The following is a 17,635-nucleotide window of genomic DNA, read 5'->3' as shown; positions in this document are numbered from 1 at the left end:
TCAACCGCCGAAATCGGCTCCAAGATGATCTTCGAGGATGATGGGCCGAGCATCAGCACCACCGGCACGGAACCGACCCTGACGGTGGACGAAACGGTACTGGCGACCAACGATACCAAGAGCTTTGCCGCCAACTTCACGTCGGCGTTTGGCGCTGACGGTGCGGGCACGCTGACCTATGCCCTGGGCGTGGTCGCGGGTGGCTCCGGGCTGACCGACACGGCCACCGGTGAGGCAGTCAACCTGTCGCTCAACGGCACCGTGGTCGAAGGCCGCACCGCCACCAGCAACCTGCTGGTGTTCACCGTCAGCGTCGCCGCCAATGGCGACGTCACCCTCGACCAGATCCGCGCCGTGGTGCATCCCGACGCGACCAATCCCGATGATTCGAAGACCCTGACCTCGGACAGCCTGGTGACACTGACGGCGACCAAGACCGATGGGGACGGCGACAGCGTCCATGCCACCCTCAATATCGGGCAGAACCTGGTGTTCAAGGATGACGCCCCCAGCATCAGCACCACCGGCACCGAGCCAACGCTGACAGTCGACGAAACGGTGCTGGCGACCAACGCCACCCAGAACTTTGCCGCTAACTTCACCTCGGCGTATGGCGCTGATGGAGCCGGCACCCTGACTTATGCGCTGGGCGTGGTGGTGGGAGCCTCAGGGCTGGTGGACACAGCCACGGGCGAGGCGGTGAACCTGTCGCTCAATGGCGGCGTGGTGGAAGGCCACACGGCCACCACCAACCTGCTGGTGTTCACCGTCAGTGTCGCCGCCAACGGTGACGTCACCCTGGACCAGATCCGGGCCGTGGTGCATCCCGATACCACCAATCCCGATGATTCGAAAACGCTGACCGCGGACAATCTGGTGACCCTGACGGCAACCAAAACCGACAAGGACGGCGACAGCGCCCAGGCCACCCTCAACATCGGCCAGAACCTGGTGTTCAAGGACGACGGGCCGAGCATCAGCACCACCGGCACCGAGCCGACACTGACGGTCGATGAGACGGTGCTGGCGACCAACGATACCAAGAGCTTTGCCGCCAACTTCACCTCGGCGTTTGGCGCTGACGGTGCGGGTACGCTGACCTATGCCCTGGGCGTGGTGGCGGGAGGCTCCGGGCTGACCGACACCGCCACCGGCCAAGCGGTGAATTTGTCGGTTAACGGCGGCGTAGTGGAAGGCCGCACGGCGACGAGCAACGATCTGGTATTCACGGTCAGCGTCGCCGCCAACGGTGACGTCACCCTCGACCAACTCCGGGCCGTGGTGCATTCCGACGCAAGCAATCCGGATGATTCGAAAACGCTGACTTCGGACAGCCTGGTGACGCTCACAGCGACCAAGACCGATAAGGACGGCGACAGCGCCCAGGCCACCCTCAACATCGGCCAGAACCTGGTGTTCAAGGACGACGGGCCAAGTATCAGCACCACCGGTACAGAACCGACGCTGACAGTGGACGAAACGGTACTGGCGACCAACGATACCAAGAGCTTTGCCGCCAACTTCACCTCGGCGTTTGGCGCCGACGGTGCCGGCACCCTGACCTATGCGCTGGGCGTGGTCGCGGGCGGCTCCGGGCTGACGGATACGGCCACGGGCCAGGCAGTCAACCTGTCGCTCAACGGCGGCGTGGTGGAAGGCCACACGGCGATTAGCAACGACCTGGTGTTCACGGTCAGTGTCGCCGCTAATGGCGACGTCACCCTCGACCAGATCCGCGCTGTGGTGCATTCCGTCACGACCAATCCCGATGACTCGACGAGCCTGACCTCGGACGATCTGGTGACCCTGACGGCGACCAAGACCGACAAGGACGGCGACATCGCCCAGGCCACCCTCAACATCGGCCAGAACCTGGTGTTCAAGGATGACGGGCCAAGCATCAGCACCACCGGCACCGAGCCAACGCTGACGGTCGACGAAACGGTGCTGGCGACCAACGATACCAAGAGCTTTGCCGCCAACTTCACCTCATCGTTTGGCGCCGATGGCGCCGGCACGCTGACCTATGCCCTGGGCGTGGTCGCGGGAGGCTCAGGGCTGACCGATACGGCCACCGGTGAAGCGGTGAACCTGTCGCTCAACGGCGCAGTGGTCGAAGGTCGCACGGCCACCAGCAACCTGCTGGTGTTCACGGTCAGCGTCGCCGCCAATGGCGACGTCACCCTCGACCAGATCCGCGCCGTGGTGCATCCCGACGCGACCAATCCGGATGATTCGAAGACCCTGACTGCGGACACTTTGGTCACGCTGACAGCAACCAAGACCGATGGTGATGGCGACAGCGCCCAGGCAACGCTCAACATCGGCCAGAACCTGGTATTCAAGGATGACGCCCCCAGCATCAGCACCACCGGCACCGAGCCAATCCTGACGGTCGACGAAACGGTACTGGCGACCAACGATACCAAGAGCTTCGCGGCTAACTTCACCTCGGCGTTTGGCGCTGACGGTGCCGGTACCCTGACCTATGCGCTGGGCGTGGTCGCGGGCGGTTCCGGGCTGGTGGACACGGCCACGGGCCAGGCGGTCAACTTGTCGCTCAACGGTGGCGTGGTCGAAGGCCACACGGCGATTAGCAACGATCTGGTATTCACGGTCAGCGTGGCCGCCAACGGCGACGTCACCCTCGACCAACTCCGGGCCGTGGTGCATCCCGTCACGACCAATCCCGATGATTCGAAGACCCTGACCGCGGACAACCTGGTAACCCTGACGGCGACCAAGACCGATAAGGACGGCGACAGCGCCCAGGCGAGCCTGAACATCGGACAAAACCTGGTGTTCAAGGACGACGGACCGAGCATCAGCACCACCGGCACGGAGCCGACACTGACGGTCGACGAGACGGTGCTGGCGACCAACGATACCAAGAGCTTCGCGGCTAACTTCACCTCCGCGTTTGGCGCCGATGGCGCCGGCACGCTGACCTATGCGCTGGGCGTGGTGGTGGGGGCCTCCGGGCTGACCGACACGGCCAGCGGCCAGGCGGTGAACCTGTCGCTCAACGGCGGCGTGGTCGAAGGCCGCACGGCCACCAGCAACTTGCTGGTGTTCACGGCCAGCGTCGCCGCCAATGGCGACGTCACCCTCGACCAGCTCCGTGCCGTGGTGCATCCCAACGCCAGCAATCCCGATGATTCGACGACGCTGTCGGCGGACAACCTGGTGACGCTGATAGCGACCAAGACCGATGGGGACGGCGACAGCGCCCAGGCGACCCTGAACATAGGGCAGAACCTGGTGTTCAAGGACGACGGCCCTACACTTGCCTTCGGCAACCTGATCGGGACCGGTAGTATCCTTCCACAAACAGGGTACTGGGATCACTCGAACGGAGCCGACGGGCTGGGTGCAACCGGGCTGGATATTTCGTTGGTGAATAACCAATTCACCCTCGTCCGGCCAGACAACACGACCACCACCGGCACCGGCACGCTCACCGAGCAGTCACCCTCACCGGATGCCAACGGCGCCTACCATTTCGCAGGCACGTTGACCGGCGATTTCGACAACAACGCCTCCACGGCAAATACCAGCGTCGACTACACGCTGACCGCCTACACCAATGGCAGCTACACACTGGACCTGGTGCAAGGCTTCAGTTCGACGATCGTGCTCAGCAGTGCCGACGGCTCGCTCAGTGCCGGCGGCCCGGATCCGGTGCGCACCTTGCTGATCCCGGCGCAGAATCCGCCGACGATTCCTTCGCCATCCGAGGAGATTGTGTTCTTTTCCGCCAAGGCAACGGCGTCGCCTTCGGACATCCTTCCCGGTATCGGGGTCGGTAAACCCGACCCCACCGAAGCCCAGCTACAGACCACCCCGCTGCCGTCGTACATCGACCCGGCGGCCATGAACGTCAGCACGTCCGGCATCGGCGTCGGCAATAACCTTCTCCAGGGAGACAGCCTGGCGGCCATCAGCTCCGCCGATGAAAGTTTCGTGATCAATCCGGAAAGCCTGCTGACGGGGATGAAGATTTTCATCGACAACTCCGTGGGGGGGTACAACACGGCGACCGAGGACCTGTACTACCGGATCTACTACGAGAATGGCACGTTTTCGGCCCTCACCGAGGTGAACACTCTGACGCCAGAAGCCGGCGGACAAGTGTCCTTCCTCGTTCAAAAGGAAGGCTCGCTGCTGATTGACGCGGTTCAGCTCACGATGGGCCGAGGCGATGTCAAGATCCCGGTGATCCAGTTCATTCAGCAGACCGAGAACATGGCCAGTGATATCAAGCTGGCGTTCAACGCGACGCTGACGGACAAGGATGGGGACTCGGCGACGAGTGGTTTCAACGCCAACCTGTTCGCCAACGACTTGGGCACCACCTTCGACTTCACGCTGGCTGGCACGGCCGGTGTGCGGGATGCCTTCAACGTCGACTTGTCATTCACCCAGAACAAGTACCAGGTCACCGGCTTCGATGCGAGCGCAGGGCTGCGCGACACGCTGGTGCTCAACGGCGACCAAAGCTCCGTTGTCCAGTCGATCGACAACAGCGGCGCTAACAGCGTCGTGACGATTGCCGAAACGGGCGGACAAATCACGACCATCACCTTGGTCGGGGTCGATCTCCTGAATACCGACATTGTCCATGGCAGCGCCTGAGGAAGCGCACGCGTAAAAGAATGCGAGGGTGGTGAGAAACCACCCTCGCATGCCTTACAGGTCTGATATGAGGCTCACGAACGGCGACACAGTGACGGCTGGGCGCCCCGAAGAAATTCAGCGCAGTTGCACCCAAGTGGACTCGGGCGGTTCTTCGTTGTTGGTGAGCCCGTGCTTCTGTGCGTATATCAGCAAGTCGATCCGGTTAACGAGATTAAGCTTTTGATAAATGTTACTGAGGTGATTGTGCACGGTGTGCTCGCTGATACCCAGGCGCCCGGCGATGCACATGTATTTGGCAGACGGATCCCCCACGATGGCGCGAATCAGTTCCTTTTCACGCAGCGTCAGCCGCGCCTGTTTCGCCTGCTCCGAATTGCATTTCAAAGGTATATGCCCGGTCGCGGCATAGTCGGAAAGCCCACCGACCCAGGCTCTATCCAGCCCGATGTCGCGATGGTGGACCTGGATGATGGCTCGGATGATCGATTCCGTCGGGTCTTCCGCCAGCACGACGCCGCGTGCGCCCGCCTCTATCGCCTGGGCAACAGGGACGGTTTCGTACAGGCTCTTGAGCACCAGGACTTTCATTTCGGCGCTGCGGGCGAGCCCCGCGACGACCGCCAATGGGTTCAGCGCATCCGGAAAGAAACTGAAAAAAATGACATCGGGACGCAACTGATCGGCAAGATCCAGCGCTTTGGTATAGGTGGTGGCCTGCCCGCTCACTTCCATCTGAGGCTTGCGGGCATTGATCAAGTCTTGAAGGCCCATAAGAACAAGAGGACGACAGTCGATCAGCATCACGCTTATTGGTTTTATTTGGGTCGTCATTACCGTCCTGACTCCCTTGAAAAATGAACGATGGCCTCCACCCGTTGGCCTTCCTGGATCAGCAGCTCATTCACCTGTCCTTCACGATTGACGGACAGATACGAGCGCCGACAGGCCTTGACAGTGCCCGCCCGGGTATTAACCCTGGGGGACACTTCCACCCGTTGCACCGGCAGGGATTGCGGACGTTCCCAGAAGCCGGGCAAAAGCCATCGAAACAACAAAAATAGGAATAATCATCAATAGTTTGCGCTTGATGAAGTGCTCCTGCGAACCGCTCAACTGAGTCTAGGCCAGCTCGGCGCGCTGCCAGCCCAGCCATCCGCCAGTCGTCGACTCAGCCTCATGCGGATAGCCCGGCTGATGTTCCCAACGGTGCCATCTCCCCTAGAAAATCAAGGTCTTAGGCTCGCCACCGGCGACCTGCGGCTGAAGTCTGCCCCGATCAAAATCGTCAATTAACCGACGAGTGGCGTGCAGAAAAGCACGACAATAAAACCAGCGTCAATTTATCGGCGAAACCCACCTCGCCGAGCCACCCAAAAGCCGGCCCCAGGCCGTGGGCAGGCACTGAAAAACCAGCCTGGCGTGGAGGGTCTACAACGGCGGTATTGCTGGCAAGTTCAGGGGGATGTGAGTTTTTGGCTGGAGCTGCGGGGGCTCAGCCAGGCATTGACGTTTTCGACACTCTCGACAGGCGGCTTGCCCGCCCAGCGATTGAGCGTGAAGACATTGGTGACGAAGTCGTATTGGGTCTTGAGCAGATCACGACGAGCCCGGAATTCGTTGCGTACACTGGTCAGTACATCGACGGCATTGACCATTCCGTAACTGAGTCCTTTCTCTGCCGCCACTCTGGACAGCTGTGCCGAGGCCAGGGCATGCCGGCTCGCACTGATCTTTTCTGCGCTCGAGTTGGCCGTCAGGTAAGCGGTGGTGATCTCCTTGACCACCTGGCGCTGGACTGCTTCCAGTTGCTGCTCCGCCACAATCTGATCCTGGTAGAGCCCCCGCACCCGCGCCGAGGTTGAACCACCGCTGTATATCGGCACTTGCACGCCAATACCGGCGACATAACTGTCGGTACGCGGCGCCAGGGAGTTGTTGTAGCCCTCGTTGGTCTGTTGCGCGCTCAGAGACAGGCTCACGGTCGGATAGTGTCCGCCCTTGCCGCCGCGCAACGCAGCGCCTGCGGCCTCGACACCACTTTCGTTGGCCTTGAGCGCCGGGTTTTGCGCTATACCCTCGCGAACCCACGTTTCAAGACTCTGCGTCGACACCTGTAGTTGCACGTCATCGCGAATCCGGTTGAGCTTCTCCTTGACTGGCCGGCCGACGATCTCCGCCAATGCCTCGCGAGTGATACTGGCCTGGTTCTGGGCATCCAGTTCCTGCGCCGCCAGCAAATCGACCCGGGCCTTGAGGTCGAGCTGATCGGTAATCATTGCCAGCTGCTTTTCGTACAACGCATTGACCCTGTCCAGGCTCTTTTGCGTGGTTTGACGCTCCGCCTTTACCAACTCCAGTTCATCCTCGGCCGCCAATGCGGCGAAGTAACGCTGGGCGAGATCCACTGTAGCCTCGGCCTGGGCCTCCTGCGCTTCTGATTCGGTTTGCTTGGCCAGGCTTTTGAATCTTTGGTAGTTCTCCCACGCGGCCTTGTTGTAGAGGTACTGACGCAGCACCAGGCTGTAGATTTCGCTGTCGTAACTGCGCTGCACCAGGTCGCTCTCCTGATGAATCCGGTTCTGCCCGGCGTTGAGCGATACCTGTGGTAACAGCGAGCCCAGGGCCTCGCGCTGATGTTCCTCGCCCGCCTTCGCTCGCGCATACGAGGCCAACACTCGCGGGTCTTCCAGCCGGGCCTCGCGGTACAACTGCATGAGATCAGTGGAGTAAGTCGAGGCACTGACCCCGGTCGGCTTTGCTTCAGTGGTTTGCGCCAGAACGGCACCCGCGGCAAACATGAACGCCCCGCCCAGCAGAACTGTCGACGCTCGCATGATCACTCCTCGATCAACGCTTGAGAGATGACATTGCGGGCCGGCTGCAGAAGGTATTGCAACAGCGTGCGTTGCCCCGTGATGATCAACACGTCCGCAGGCATCCCTGGCAGTAATTTGCGATCACCCAAGGCGCGCACGCCGGCTTCGGTGACCCGGACCCGCGCCAGGTAATAGGGAGTCCCGGTCTTTTCGTTGACCAGCCGGTCCGCCGAGACACTGATGACCTCGCCCTGGATCACCGGCGTGGTCGCACTGTTGAACGCGCCGAAACGGATATCGGCACGCTTGCCGATGGCGATGCGATCGATATCGACCGGCGCCACCTGGGCCTCTATGACCAGTTCAGAAACCGAGGGAACGATGTCCAGCAAAGGCGTCGCCGAGCGCACGACGCCGCCAATCGTGTGCACCGTCATGCCGATCACCATGCCCGATTCGGGTGCGCGGATGATGATATGGCTGAGCCGGTCTTCCAGGGCGGAAGCCTTCTCTTGCAGGTCGTAGATTTTGGTCTGGACATCGGCCAATTGTTTGGCGACATCGGCATTGAAGTCTTTATCGACTTGTAGAATCTGCAGCTGTGTTTCATTGATCTGCAGGCGCGTCCTGGTGATGGTCGAACGATGGTCGGCCAATTCGGACTTGACCATTTCAAGCTTGCGCTGCTGCTCAAGCAGGCGTTGTTTGTCGACGAACCCTTGTGACAACATGTCTGTCAATTCAACGATTTCACCGCTGTAGGATTTATTCAGTTGGCTCTTGACCCCGATCATCGCCTCCAGCCCCTTGATCTGTTGATTCAACTGACCAATGCGCTCTTGCAGCACCGATATCTGGCCCAACCGTGACCCCCGTCGTGCGTTGAATACCTGGGTCTCGCCCTGGCGCGCCTCGGCACCTCGCAGACTGTCGGCATCGGTCATGACGTCAAAGCCAATGACTGGCAGATTGTCCCGCTCAGCCTTGAGTCTTGCCTCCATGGCTCTGGCGGCAATGAGCTGGCTTCGGGTCATCTCGTATTCGGATCGCAGCTGGGCATCATCGAGAATAATCAGCGGGTCATCCTGCTTGACGATGTCACCGTCATGGGCCAACACCTCTTTGACGATGCCACCTTCGAGGTGTTGTACCGTTTTCCGATAAGCCTGCACGGTGACCACACCAGGCGCGTAAGCCGCGCCATCGATCGGTGCGACCGCCGCCCAGGTGCCGAACACCCCGAAGGTCATCAATAAAATGCCAAAACCCAGGCGACGGATCTTTCGATCAGAGACCGCCAGGTCGGCGAAGTTATCTGTTTGACGACTGAGCATCGTACTGTTCATCGGCATCACCCTTGCGAGTAGCCACCGAAGCCACGCTTGCGCCTGCTTGCGTGGCGTGCTTTTGTGCCCGCTGCGCGAGTTCGGCCAGCACTTGTTCGCGTGGTCCATAGAGACTGATGGCGCCATCACTCATCACCATCAGCCGGTCAAGTTGGGACACAATGTTGGTTCGGTGGGTAATCACAAAAACGGTTGCACCTGTCAGCTTGAGCTGCTGGATGGCCACCGCCAGGGCACGATCACCGACTTCGTCGAGATTGGAATTGGGCTCGTCGAGGATAATCAGCCGCGGGTTGCCATACAGGGCACGGGCCAGGCCGATGCGTTGGCGCTGCCCTCCCGACAGCATGACGCCATCGCTGCCAATGACGGTGTCATAGCCATCGGGCAACAGCAGAATCATTTCGTGAACCCCGGCGGACTTGGCCGCCAGAACGACTTTCTCGGAGTCGACCTCGGCGAAGCGGGCAATGTTCTCGCTGACGCTGCCTTCGAATAATTCAATGTCCTGGGGCAAGTAGCCTATGTACGGCCCAAGTTCATGTTTGTCCCACGCGCTGATGTCTGCGCCATCAAGCCGGACCACCCCATGCTGCGGCGCCCATACTCCCATCAGTGCCCTGGCCAGGGTGGACTTGCCCGCCGCACTTGGACCGATGATTCCGATAATGCTGCCGGCAGGTACGCTGAAACTCATATTTTTGATGATCGGGGTTTTCGAGCCAGGTGCCGCAACGATCAGATTCTCCACCTGCACATGCCCCTGAGGCGCAGGCAATGACATACGCTCGGGCTGAGCCAGCTGTTTATCGAGGATGTCGTTGAGACGGCGGTACTGCGAGCGGGCCGCAATAAAGCCCTTCCAGCTGCCAATGATCAGATCGATGGGAGCCAATGCGCGCCCTAGCAGCACGGACCCGGCAAACACCATGCCTGGCCCCACCTGGTGATCCACGGTCAGGTACGCCCCCAGCCCCAGGATCAGCGATTGCACCAGGATCCGGAAGGACCTGGAAAGCGTGCTGATGATGCCACCTCTATCACTCGCCCCGGACTGCAGCATCAGGACATGTCTTTGGCGACGCCCCCACCGGTCCATCAGGGTTTCAAGCATGCCCATGGACTCGATGACTTCAGCGTTGCGCAGATTTTTCGTGGTGTGGAGCGTCGCGCTGATATGTTCCTTGTTGGCCTGGGCAAGTGCCGGCCCCGTCAACCTCTCATTGAGAAATGCGAGAAATAACAACAACAACGCACTGCCCACCGCTACCCAGCCATACCAGGGATGGAACATGAACATCACAGCGACATAGATAGGCAACCAGGGCGCATCAAAAAAGGCGAACAATCCATTACCGGAGAGAAACTGTCTCAAGCCCGTCAAGTCGTTGAGTGACTGGGCCGAGGCATCCATGCCGCCACTTTCCAGCGCCCGTTTGAAACTGGCCTTATAGACCTGGCGACTCAGCAACACATCCAGCCGGGTACTGACCCGAACCATGATGCGTGAACGCACCCATTCCAGGGAACCGAGTGTGACCACCAACCCGGTCATGATCAGCGTCAGCATCGCCAGGGTCGTCAGACTTCCGCTGGTGACCACTCGTCCATACACCTGAAGCATATAGAAGGTAGGAACGAGCATCAGCGCGTTGATGAAAAAGCTGAAAAAGCCAACAGAAACAAAGCTGTCTCTACAGGCTTTCAACGCTATTTTCAGACTGTTTTCAGGTGTGTTTCGCATGGAAACCCCTGCTCGGAAAGTCATACCTTGAGGAGCTTAGATCATGCCGAACGACTGTGTGTAGCAATCGACAGACCGTCAAAGGCACACGAGTTTTATCCCTGCAATTGCCCCGGTTCAGCTCTTTCCCCAACAAGGCCCCGCACTTGTCCTATCCTTCCATCCACCCCATTACTCTGGACATCAAAATGCCCGCCCCCGAATCCACCCTCCTCCAGAGCTGGCACCACAACGCCAAGCCCTGGATCGAGGCTATCCGCACCGGCACCATCGAAAGCCGCCTCAAGGTCACCGACCAGGCAATCCTGCTGGCGATACTGGGCCGCCAACCCGAGCGCGTGCTCGACCTGGGCTGCGGCGAGGGCTGGCTGTTGCGTGCGCTGGCTGAGCGGGCCATCGAGGCGGTCGGTGTGGATGGCGATGCGACACTGGTCGAAGCAGCACGGGCGGCGGGCTCTTCGCGGGTGCATTTGGCGAGCTATGACGAGTTGGTAGAGGCCAAGGTGGACATCGGCAGTGACTACGACCTGATCTGCGCCAACTTCGCCCTGCTGCACCAGGACATCATCCCCTTGCTCGCCGCCATGAACGCCCTGCTCGCCCCCGGCGGCGCGCTGGTGATCCAGACGCTGCATCCGTGGACTGCGGCGGCGGGCAACTATCAGGACGGTTGGCGGGAAGAGACCTTCGCCGGGTTCAAGGGGCAGTGGCAACCCATGCCGTGGTACTCGCGCACCTTGTCCAGTTGGCTCAACGCCCTGGACATGGCCGGTTTTCGGCTGGCCGCCCTGCAGGAGCCGCAGCACCCGCAAAGTCCGGTGCCGCAGTCGTTGTTGTTGGTGGCTGAGCGATAACGCTTTTACGCATGTCAACCTGGTCTGAGATCGGTGCTGTAATTCTGCCCGGACTCTCCTCGTTCATGGGCAGCCAGAGAAAATAGTGGCGAACAGTTAGCACATGCCAAGCATGCCCTCAGCCTTCGACAGCGGACACGAGCGGTAACCAGACGCAGACTTCGAATCCATCCTGTCGACCTGTTGCCGGCGACACCAGCATCATTCGCGCGTTGACCCCCTGCACAATGGTTTTGGCAATCGCCAACCCCAACCCTGACCCGCTGGCTTCACTGTGACCGCGCACAAAACGCTCGGTCAGGTGCTGCAACACGGGCTCCGGCACCACCGGGCCACCGTTGACCACCCGTAGCAACGCCTGGTCGGTCAGACTGACTTCGATCGGTTGATCCATCGCACCGTACTTCAGCGCATTCTCGATCAGGTTGCGCAACAGAATACCGAAAGCGTCTGGATCAATGACCGAGTACACGCAGGCCTGGGTTGGCAGCTGCAGCTCGATGTGGCGAGCGCTGCTATGGTTCCACTCATCAACCACATGGACCAGCAACGGAACGAGATCCTGGGGCGTTTCGGACAGCAGCCCACCGCCTTCGGCCTTGGCCAGTTGCATGAGCTTTTCCGAGAGCCGCGCCAACTCGCGCAACGAGTTTTCGATCTTTGCCGCGCGCACTCGCAACGGGCCTTCGGGCGCTTCGTGACGCAGCCGCTGGACCTGCGCCAGGGTAGCGGCCAGTGGCGTGCGCAGTTCATGAGCGCTATTGGCGGTAAAACTACGCTCGGCCTCCAGGGCCTTGCGCAAACGCTCCAGCAGATGGTTGACCGCGTCAGCCAGCGGATCGATTTCGGCCGGCAGGCGCGACGTTTTGATCGGCGACAGATCACCCACCCCACGGGCCTCCACCGCTCGACGATAGGCCAATACGCTGCGCAGGCTGATGCGCACGAATAACCAGGTGCCCAACAGGCTGATGGGAATCAGCGCCAATAGCGGCATCAGCAAGGCAAACAAGGCTTCCCGCGCAGCCTCACGGCGATGGCCAAGGGGCTCGGCGATTTCAATGAACAGCGTTTCCCGCAACGCACTGGCGCCATACAGACGGTATTTTTCAGTGGTGGAGAAACCTTCGGTCGGTTGTTTGTTGAAGATATTCGGGTTGGCGTCGTGGGATTGCATCAGGATCTTGCCCCTCGCATCGCGCACCAGATAGGTCAGGTATTCCTTGTGCATTGTGAGGGGGGCCACGTGGTGTGTCTCATCGGGCTTTTCCCGATTGCTGATTTCCAGTACGACCAGGGGCAGCATGCGTTGCGCCGTCTCTTCCAGCGCGCTGTCGAATGCCTCATTCAACTCATGTTGCACCACCAGCCAGGCGCCGACGGTCGCCCCCAGCCAAAGCAAGGTCATGCCCAGGGTCAAGCCCACGCCGAGACGTTTTTGCAGGCTGGACGACTTCATGCGGACGTCAACCGGTAGCCCATGCCGCGCACGGTTTCAATCAGGTCGCGCCCGAGTTTCTTACGCAACCGGCTGATATAGACCTCGATTGTGTTGCTCTCGATTTCGGCACCGAAAGCGTACAACCGTTCTTCGAGCTGCGCCTTGGACAGCAGTGCGCTGGGGCGCTGGACAAATGCCTCGAACAGCGCCCACTCCCGCGCCGTGAGGTCCACAGTCGCACCGGCCCGCTGCACCGTACGGGCACTCATATCGATCTGCAATTCGCCGAGTTTGATCTGCGGGTTGGGGTTGCCACTATAACGGCGAGCCACAGCAGCCACACGGGCCGAAAGTTCAAACAGGTCGAACGGTTTGACCAGATAATCATCGGCCCCGGCATTGAGGCCGGCGATACGATCGGATATCTGATCCTGGGCAGTCAGGATGATCACCGGCGTTGCATCCCCTGCGGAACGCTGCTGACGCAAAAAATCCAGCCCGCGACCGTCCGGCAACATCAGGTCAAGCAGGATCAGGTCGTAAGGGGTAGTGCGCACACTGTTGCGCGCATGCTCCAGGCGCTGCACCCAATCGACGGCGTGGCCGTCATCGGCGATCTGTTCGCGCACCGCCTCCCCCAACCCCGGTGCGTCCTCGACCAATAAAACCCGCATCTGGCACCTCCTTGATGGTTATCGTGCAGCACCTTAATCGTCTTACCTGACGTAAATCTGAAGACTCAGGTGAGTTCCTCTGTCGATGATTTTTACTGCGCTTCAGGTTGCTGTCAGCAAGCAAGTCCAGGATCTGGACCCAACGATCAAAAGGACACTCCCATGAAAAAAATTATCGCTGCATCCTGCCTCGCCGGCGCCGTTGCCCTGCCAGGACTGGTCCAGGCCCGTGAAGTGACCTTGACCACTCAGCTCAAGGACTACAGCGGCAATGATGCGTATCTGGCGATCTACGTCACCGACGCCACTGGCCAATACCAGAAAACCCTCTGGGTGGCCGGCAAGAAGGCCAAGTATTACAGACATCTGGCCGACTGGGCCCGTGGAAGCGGGATGAACCCGAGCGAGTTTGACGGAGTCAGCGGCGCCAGCGTCGGCAGTGGGCGCACCCTCAAAGTCAGTGTCGAACTGGCAGACACCCTGATCGATGCCGGCTATCAAATCCGCATCGACAGCGCCGTCGAGGACAAACGTGATGCCCGCGCCGATGTCAGCGTGCCCCTGACGTCCAAGGGCGCAGGCAAGCCGGCGACCGGCAGCACCTACGTCGAGTCCTTTACTTACGATCTGTAGCACTGGCCATTCTGGAGGCTGAACATGCTTCGCCAGTTCCATTCCCTGCCCGGCCTGATCGCCGCCCTGCTGGTCATGCTGTTGGCCATCAGCGGCGCGATGCTGTCTGTCGACCCCGCCCTGGAACGCCTGCACAGCACGTCCACCGCTGCCGGGCAAGTCAACGTCAGTCAACTGGCCGGGCGCGTAGCCAGCCATTTCCAGGGCGTGGAGCAGATCCAGCGCACAGCGTCCGGGACGGTCATCGTCTACTACAACCAGGACGGTCAGGCCGGGGCCGAAAAGGTCGATCCACTGACCGGTCAAGGCCTCGCACCTTACGAGCCATCCGCCTTCTCGCGCTGGATGAAAGACCTGCACCGCTCGCTGTTCCTTGGCACACCTGGCCACGGGGTGTCTGGAGTCGGCGCACTGTTGATGCTGATGCTGTCGGTGTCTGGTGCGCTGTTGCTGGCCCGGCGGCTGGGCGGCTGGCGCAACCTGTTGCGGCCACTGCGAGGTTCCTTCAGCCAGCGCTGGCATGCTGAAGTCGGACGCCTGGCATTGCTTGGGCTGCTGTTGTCGGCACTGAGCGGGCTCTATATGTGCGCCACGACTTTCGGCTTTATCGCTGATGGCAGTCAGAATGAGCCCACCTTCCCCGCCCACGTCAGCGCCGGCCCGGCCTTGCCGGTGGCGAACCTGAAAGCCTTGCAGGCCACTGACCTGAATGACCTGCGCGAGCTGGTCTACCCGAACCCCAATAACCCGCAAGACATGTTTTCCCTGCGCACGGCCCAGGGCGACGGTTACGTGGACCAGGCCAGCGGCACTTTGCTGTCCTATCAAGCCCACGATTCGATGCGCAACGTCTACGAATTGATTTATCAATTGCACACCGGTGAAGGCCTCTGGTGGCTCGGTCTGCCGCTGGGGCTCTGTGCCCTCTGCGTGCCGTTGATGAGCGTGACCGGTATCCTGCTGTGGTGGCGCCGCCGCAAGGCCGCTCCGAACATCCGTGAAAACTGCACCGCGCAATCTGCCGACAGCGTGATTCTGGTCGGCAGTGAAAACAATAGCACCTGGGGCTTTGCCAACACCTTGCATGACGCTTTGCACCAGGCCGGACACCGAGTACATAGCGCGGCGATGAATCAATACACCAGCGAATACGGCAATGCCCAACGGGTGTTCATCCTCACCGCGACCCACGGCGACGGCGACGCCCCGGCCTCGGCTTCGCAGTTCCTGGCACGGTTGACCAGGGTCGGCCTCAAACCCGGCCTTCCATTTGCCGTGCTGGGCTTGGGCGACCGCCAGTTTGCGCAGTTCTGTCAGTACGCCCATCAGGTGCAGGACGCGATGTTACAGGCCGGTGGCTCACCGCTGCTGGAGCTGGAAACCGTCAACCGCCAGTCCGCCCAGGAATTTGCTCGCTGGGGCCGCGCACTGGGCAAAGTACTGGGGCAGGACCTGACGCTGGTCCACACTCCGGAGCAGCCACGTACCCATCAACTGATTCTGATGGAGCGCATCGCCTACGGCGAACAGGTGAATGCGCCGACCCACGTACTACGCTTCAAGGCAGCCAGCGAGCTGCCGGAGTTTCTGGCCGGAGACCTGGCAGGGATTCTGCCCCCTGGTAGCGCGATCCCGCGGTTTTACTCGCTGGCCAGCAGTTCGCAGGACGGTGTGCTGGAAATCTGCGTACGTAAACACGAAGGTGGCGTGTGCTCGCAATTCCTTCACAACCTGGACATCGGTGCGTCGATCGAAGCTTTTATCCAGCCCAACCCACAATTTCGTCCGGCGTCGGGCGCGCACCCGGTGATCCTGATCGGCGCCGGTACCGGTATAGGCCCCTTGACCGGTTTTATTCGCAACAACAAGGCCCGACACCCCATGCACTTGTATTGGGGCGGGCGTAATCCGGCTTCGGATTTTCTCTATGAATCGGAGCTCAAACGTTACCTGGCGGACCAGCGCCTCACGGCATTGCGTGCCGCCTTCTCCCAGGTCATGGGCGGCAGTTACGTGCAAGACCGGTTGATCAGCGATGCGCTGGTCTTGCGCCGGTTGATTGAGAAAGGCGCCCAAGTGTTGGTGTGTGGCGGTCGCGAGATGGCCAAGGGCGTGATGCAGGCCCTGGATGAAGTGCTGGCGCCGATCAACCTGAGTGTGCTGACCCTCAAGGCACAAGGACGCTACCGTGAAGATGTCTACTGACTTGCAACGCTACAGCCTGAATGGCGAGACCATGGGCACCCGTTACACCGCCCTGTTCTATGCGCAAGCCGGGATCAATACCGACAACATCGACCATAGCCTGGCACGCGCCGTGGCCCGGGTAGACCAGCAAATGTCCACCTGGAAACCCGACTCCGATCTCAACCGCCTCAACGTCGCCCCCGAACAGGAGTGGGTGCCGGTACCCAAGGAACTGGCCATGGTGCTGTCTGCCGCGCTGCGTGTCAGTCAGCAATCCGGCGGCGCCTTCGACATCGCGGTCGGCGATCTGGTGAATGCCTGGGGGTTCGGCCCCGGCGAACAGACCGTCACGGAGCAGATGCTCGACACGCTGCCGCCGCAAGCTCGCCTGTCCGCCAGTGCGGCGCTGAGCGTTGACCCGCAACGTAATCAGGTGCGCAAACGTGCGTCGCTGAACCTCGATCTGAACGGTATCGCCAAGGGTTTTGCTGTCGATGAGCTGGCCCGCTGTCTGGAGGGTTTTGGCATCACTCGTTATCTGGTCGGCATCGATGGCGAGATGCGCGCCCGCGGCGTCAAACCTGATGCCCACCCCTGGGTCGTAGCCATTGAAAAACCCTGCCGGGGTGTGCGCGAAGTCATGGGTGTGATGGAACTCTGCGACGCTGCCATCGCCACGTCTGGAGACTACCGACACTGGGTCGATGTGAGGGGGCAGTCCTACGCCCACACCATGAACCCGGCCACCGGCGCACCGCTGTGCAACGCGCTCGCGGCCGTCACAGTGGTGGCGGCCTCATGCATGCTCGCCGACGCCTGGGCCACGGCGCTGATGGTGCTGGGCGAAACCGAAGGCCCACGCCTGGCACAAGAGCGCGGGATGGACGCGTTGTTCGTGCTGCGCGACGGTGAACAGTTCAAAGAAATATCCATCGTCGGCGGCCAGTTGCAGGCGCAGATTGAAATGCGCTGAAGGACCATTCGAAATCAGTACGAATCAAACCGCCAGATGAGACATGACGCCCTGGGCGGCCTCGCCCAGTTCGAGCCTTCATTGGTAACAGGTCGGTAGAAGACCCTGTGACCGGTTGATCCACCTCATCTGAATACAACCCGGATCAGCAGTGCCCACTGCTGAAGAGCTTTTTTATAGCTCCCAAGCATATTTTTAATAATTTTCCTCTTCCGATTGATGCCGCACTATCAAACCGCACTGAGCACCTCTGGTCCGGCTTTCCCGGATGAAAGCTTTTTTCATAACGATGCCAGCCCCAAGAGCCCGGCACGGTGGAACCTTATCGG

The 17,635-nt window shown here is 60.6% G+C and carries 11 protein-coding genes; 5 read left to right on the top strand and 6 right to left on the bottom strand.

Annotated features, from left to right (window positions below):
- A partial coding sequence (locus tag F475_RS30865; RefSeq protein WP_256597243.1) for a DUF5801 repeats-in-toxin domain-containing protein occupies positions 1-4,635 on the top strand: 4,635 nt, incomplete at its 5' end.
- Between the two features lie 117 nt (positions 4,636-4,752).
- Here F475_RS30865 and F475_RS25065 read toward each other — a convergent pair.
- The 4 genes from F475_RS25065 to F475_RS25045 form a co-directional block, all read right to left on the bottom strand.
- Positions 4,753-5,469, bottom strand: a complete 717-nt coding sequence (locus tag F475_RS25065; RefSeq protein ID WP_026286568.1) for a LuxR C-terminal-related transcriptional regulator — start codon at positions 5,467-5,469, stop codon at positions 4,753-4,755.
- Between the two features lie 623 nt (positions 5,470-6,092).
- Positions 6,093-7,472, bottom strand: coding sequence for a TolC family outer membrane protein (locus F475_RS25055; RefSeq protein ID WP_018927964.1), 1,380 nt, complete (start codon positions 7,470-7,472; stop codon positions 6,093-6,095).
- Positions 7,473-7,474: 2 nt separating this feature from the next.
- Positions 7,475-8,788, bottom strand: coding sequence for an HlyD family type I secretion periplasmic adaptor subunit (locus tag F475_RS25050; RefSeq protein ID WP_018927963.1), 1,314 nt, complete (start codon positions 8,786-8,788; stop codon positions 7,475-7,477).
- Positions 8,766-10,544, bottom strand: a complete 1,779-nt coding sequence (locus F475_RS25045) for a type I secretion system permease/ATPase (RefSeq protein WP_111454962.1) — start codon at positions 10,542-10,544, stop codon at positions 8,766-8,768. Before F475_RS25045 ends, F475_RS25050 begins: the two co-directional genes overlap by 23 nt.
- A gap of 188 nt (positions 10,545-10,732) precedes the next feature.
- On the opposite strand from F475_RS25045, the gene F475_RS25040 reads away from it, so the two are divergent.
- Positions 10,733-11,398 (top strand): bifunctional 2-polyprenyl-6-hydroxyphenol methylase/3-demethylubiquinol 3-O-methyltransferase UbiG, encoded by a 666-nt coding sequence (locus F475_RS25040; protein ID WP_111454961.1) that lies wholly within the window; start codon positions 10,733-10,735, stop codon positions 11,396-11,398.
- A gap of 118 nt (positions 11,399-11,516) precedes the next feature.
- Here the strand turns inward: F475_RS25040 and F475_RS25035 are convergent, their stop codons facing one another.
- Both F475_RS25035 and F475_RS25030 read right to left on the bottom strand, forming a co-directional pair.
- Positions 11,517-12,857, bottom strand: a complete 1,341-nt coding sequence (locus tag F475_RS25035; protein ID WP_111454959.1) for an ATP-binding protein — start codon at positions 12,855-12,857, stop codon at positions 11,517-11,519.
- Positions 12,854-13,513: a response regulator transcription factor gene (locus F475_RS25030; RefSeq protein WP_111454957.1), complete on the bottom strand. Its 660-nt coding sequence runs from the start codon at positions 13,511-13,513 to the stop codon at positions 12,854-12,856. The genes F475_RS25035 and F475_RS25030 overlap by 4 nt, the downstream gene beginning before the upstream one ends.
- A gap of 162 nt (positions 13,514-13,675) precedes the next feature.
- Between F475_RS25030 and F475_RS25025 the strand changes: the two genes are divergently transcribed.
- From F475_RS25025 to F475_RS25015, 3 genes are read left to right on the top strand one after another with little or no spacing between them, the layout of a single operon-like run.
- On the top strand, positions 13,676-14,146 hold the full coding sequence (locus F475_RS25025) for a DUF2271 domain-containing protein (RefSeq protein WP_018927958.1): 471 nt from the start codon (positions 13,676-13,678) through the stop codon (positions 14,144-14,146).
- Positions 14,147-14,170: 24 nt separating this feature from the next.
- On the top strand, positions 14,171-16,351 hold the full coding sequence (locus tag F475_RS25020; RefSeq protein ID WP_111454956.1) for a PepSY domain-containing protein: 2,181 nt from the start codon (positions 14,171-14,173) through the stop codon (positions 16,349-16,351).
- On the top strand, positions 16,341-17,306 hold the full coding sequence (locus F475_RS25015) for an FAD:protein FMN transferase (protein ID WP_111454955.1): 966 nt from the start codon (positions 16,341-16,343) through the stop codon (positions 17,304-17,306). The genes F475_RS25020 and F475_RS25015 overlap by 11 nt, the downstream gene beginning before the upstream one ends.
- Positions 17,307-17,635: the final 329 nt, after the last annotated feature.

The sequence above is a fragment of the Pseudomonas sp. URMO17WK12:I6 genome (assembly GCF_003253625.1).
Classification (GTDB): Bacteria; Pseudomonadota; Gammaproteobacteria; order Pseudomonadales; family Pseudomonadaceae; genus Aquipseudomonas.
This window is presented reverse-complemented; position numbering and strand designations above follow the sequence as displayed.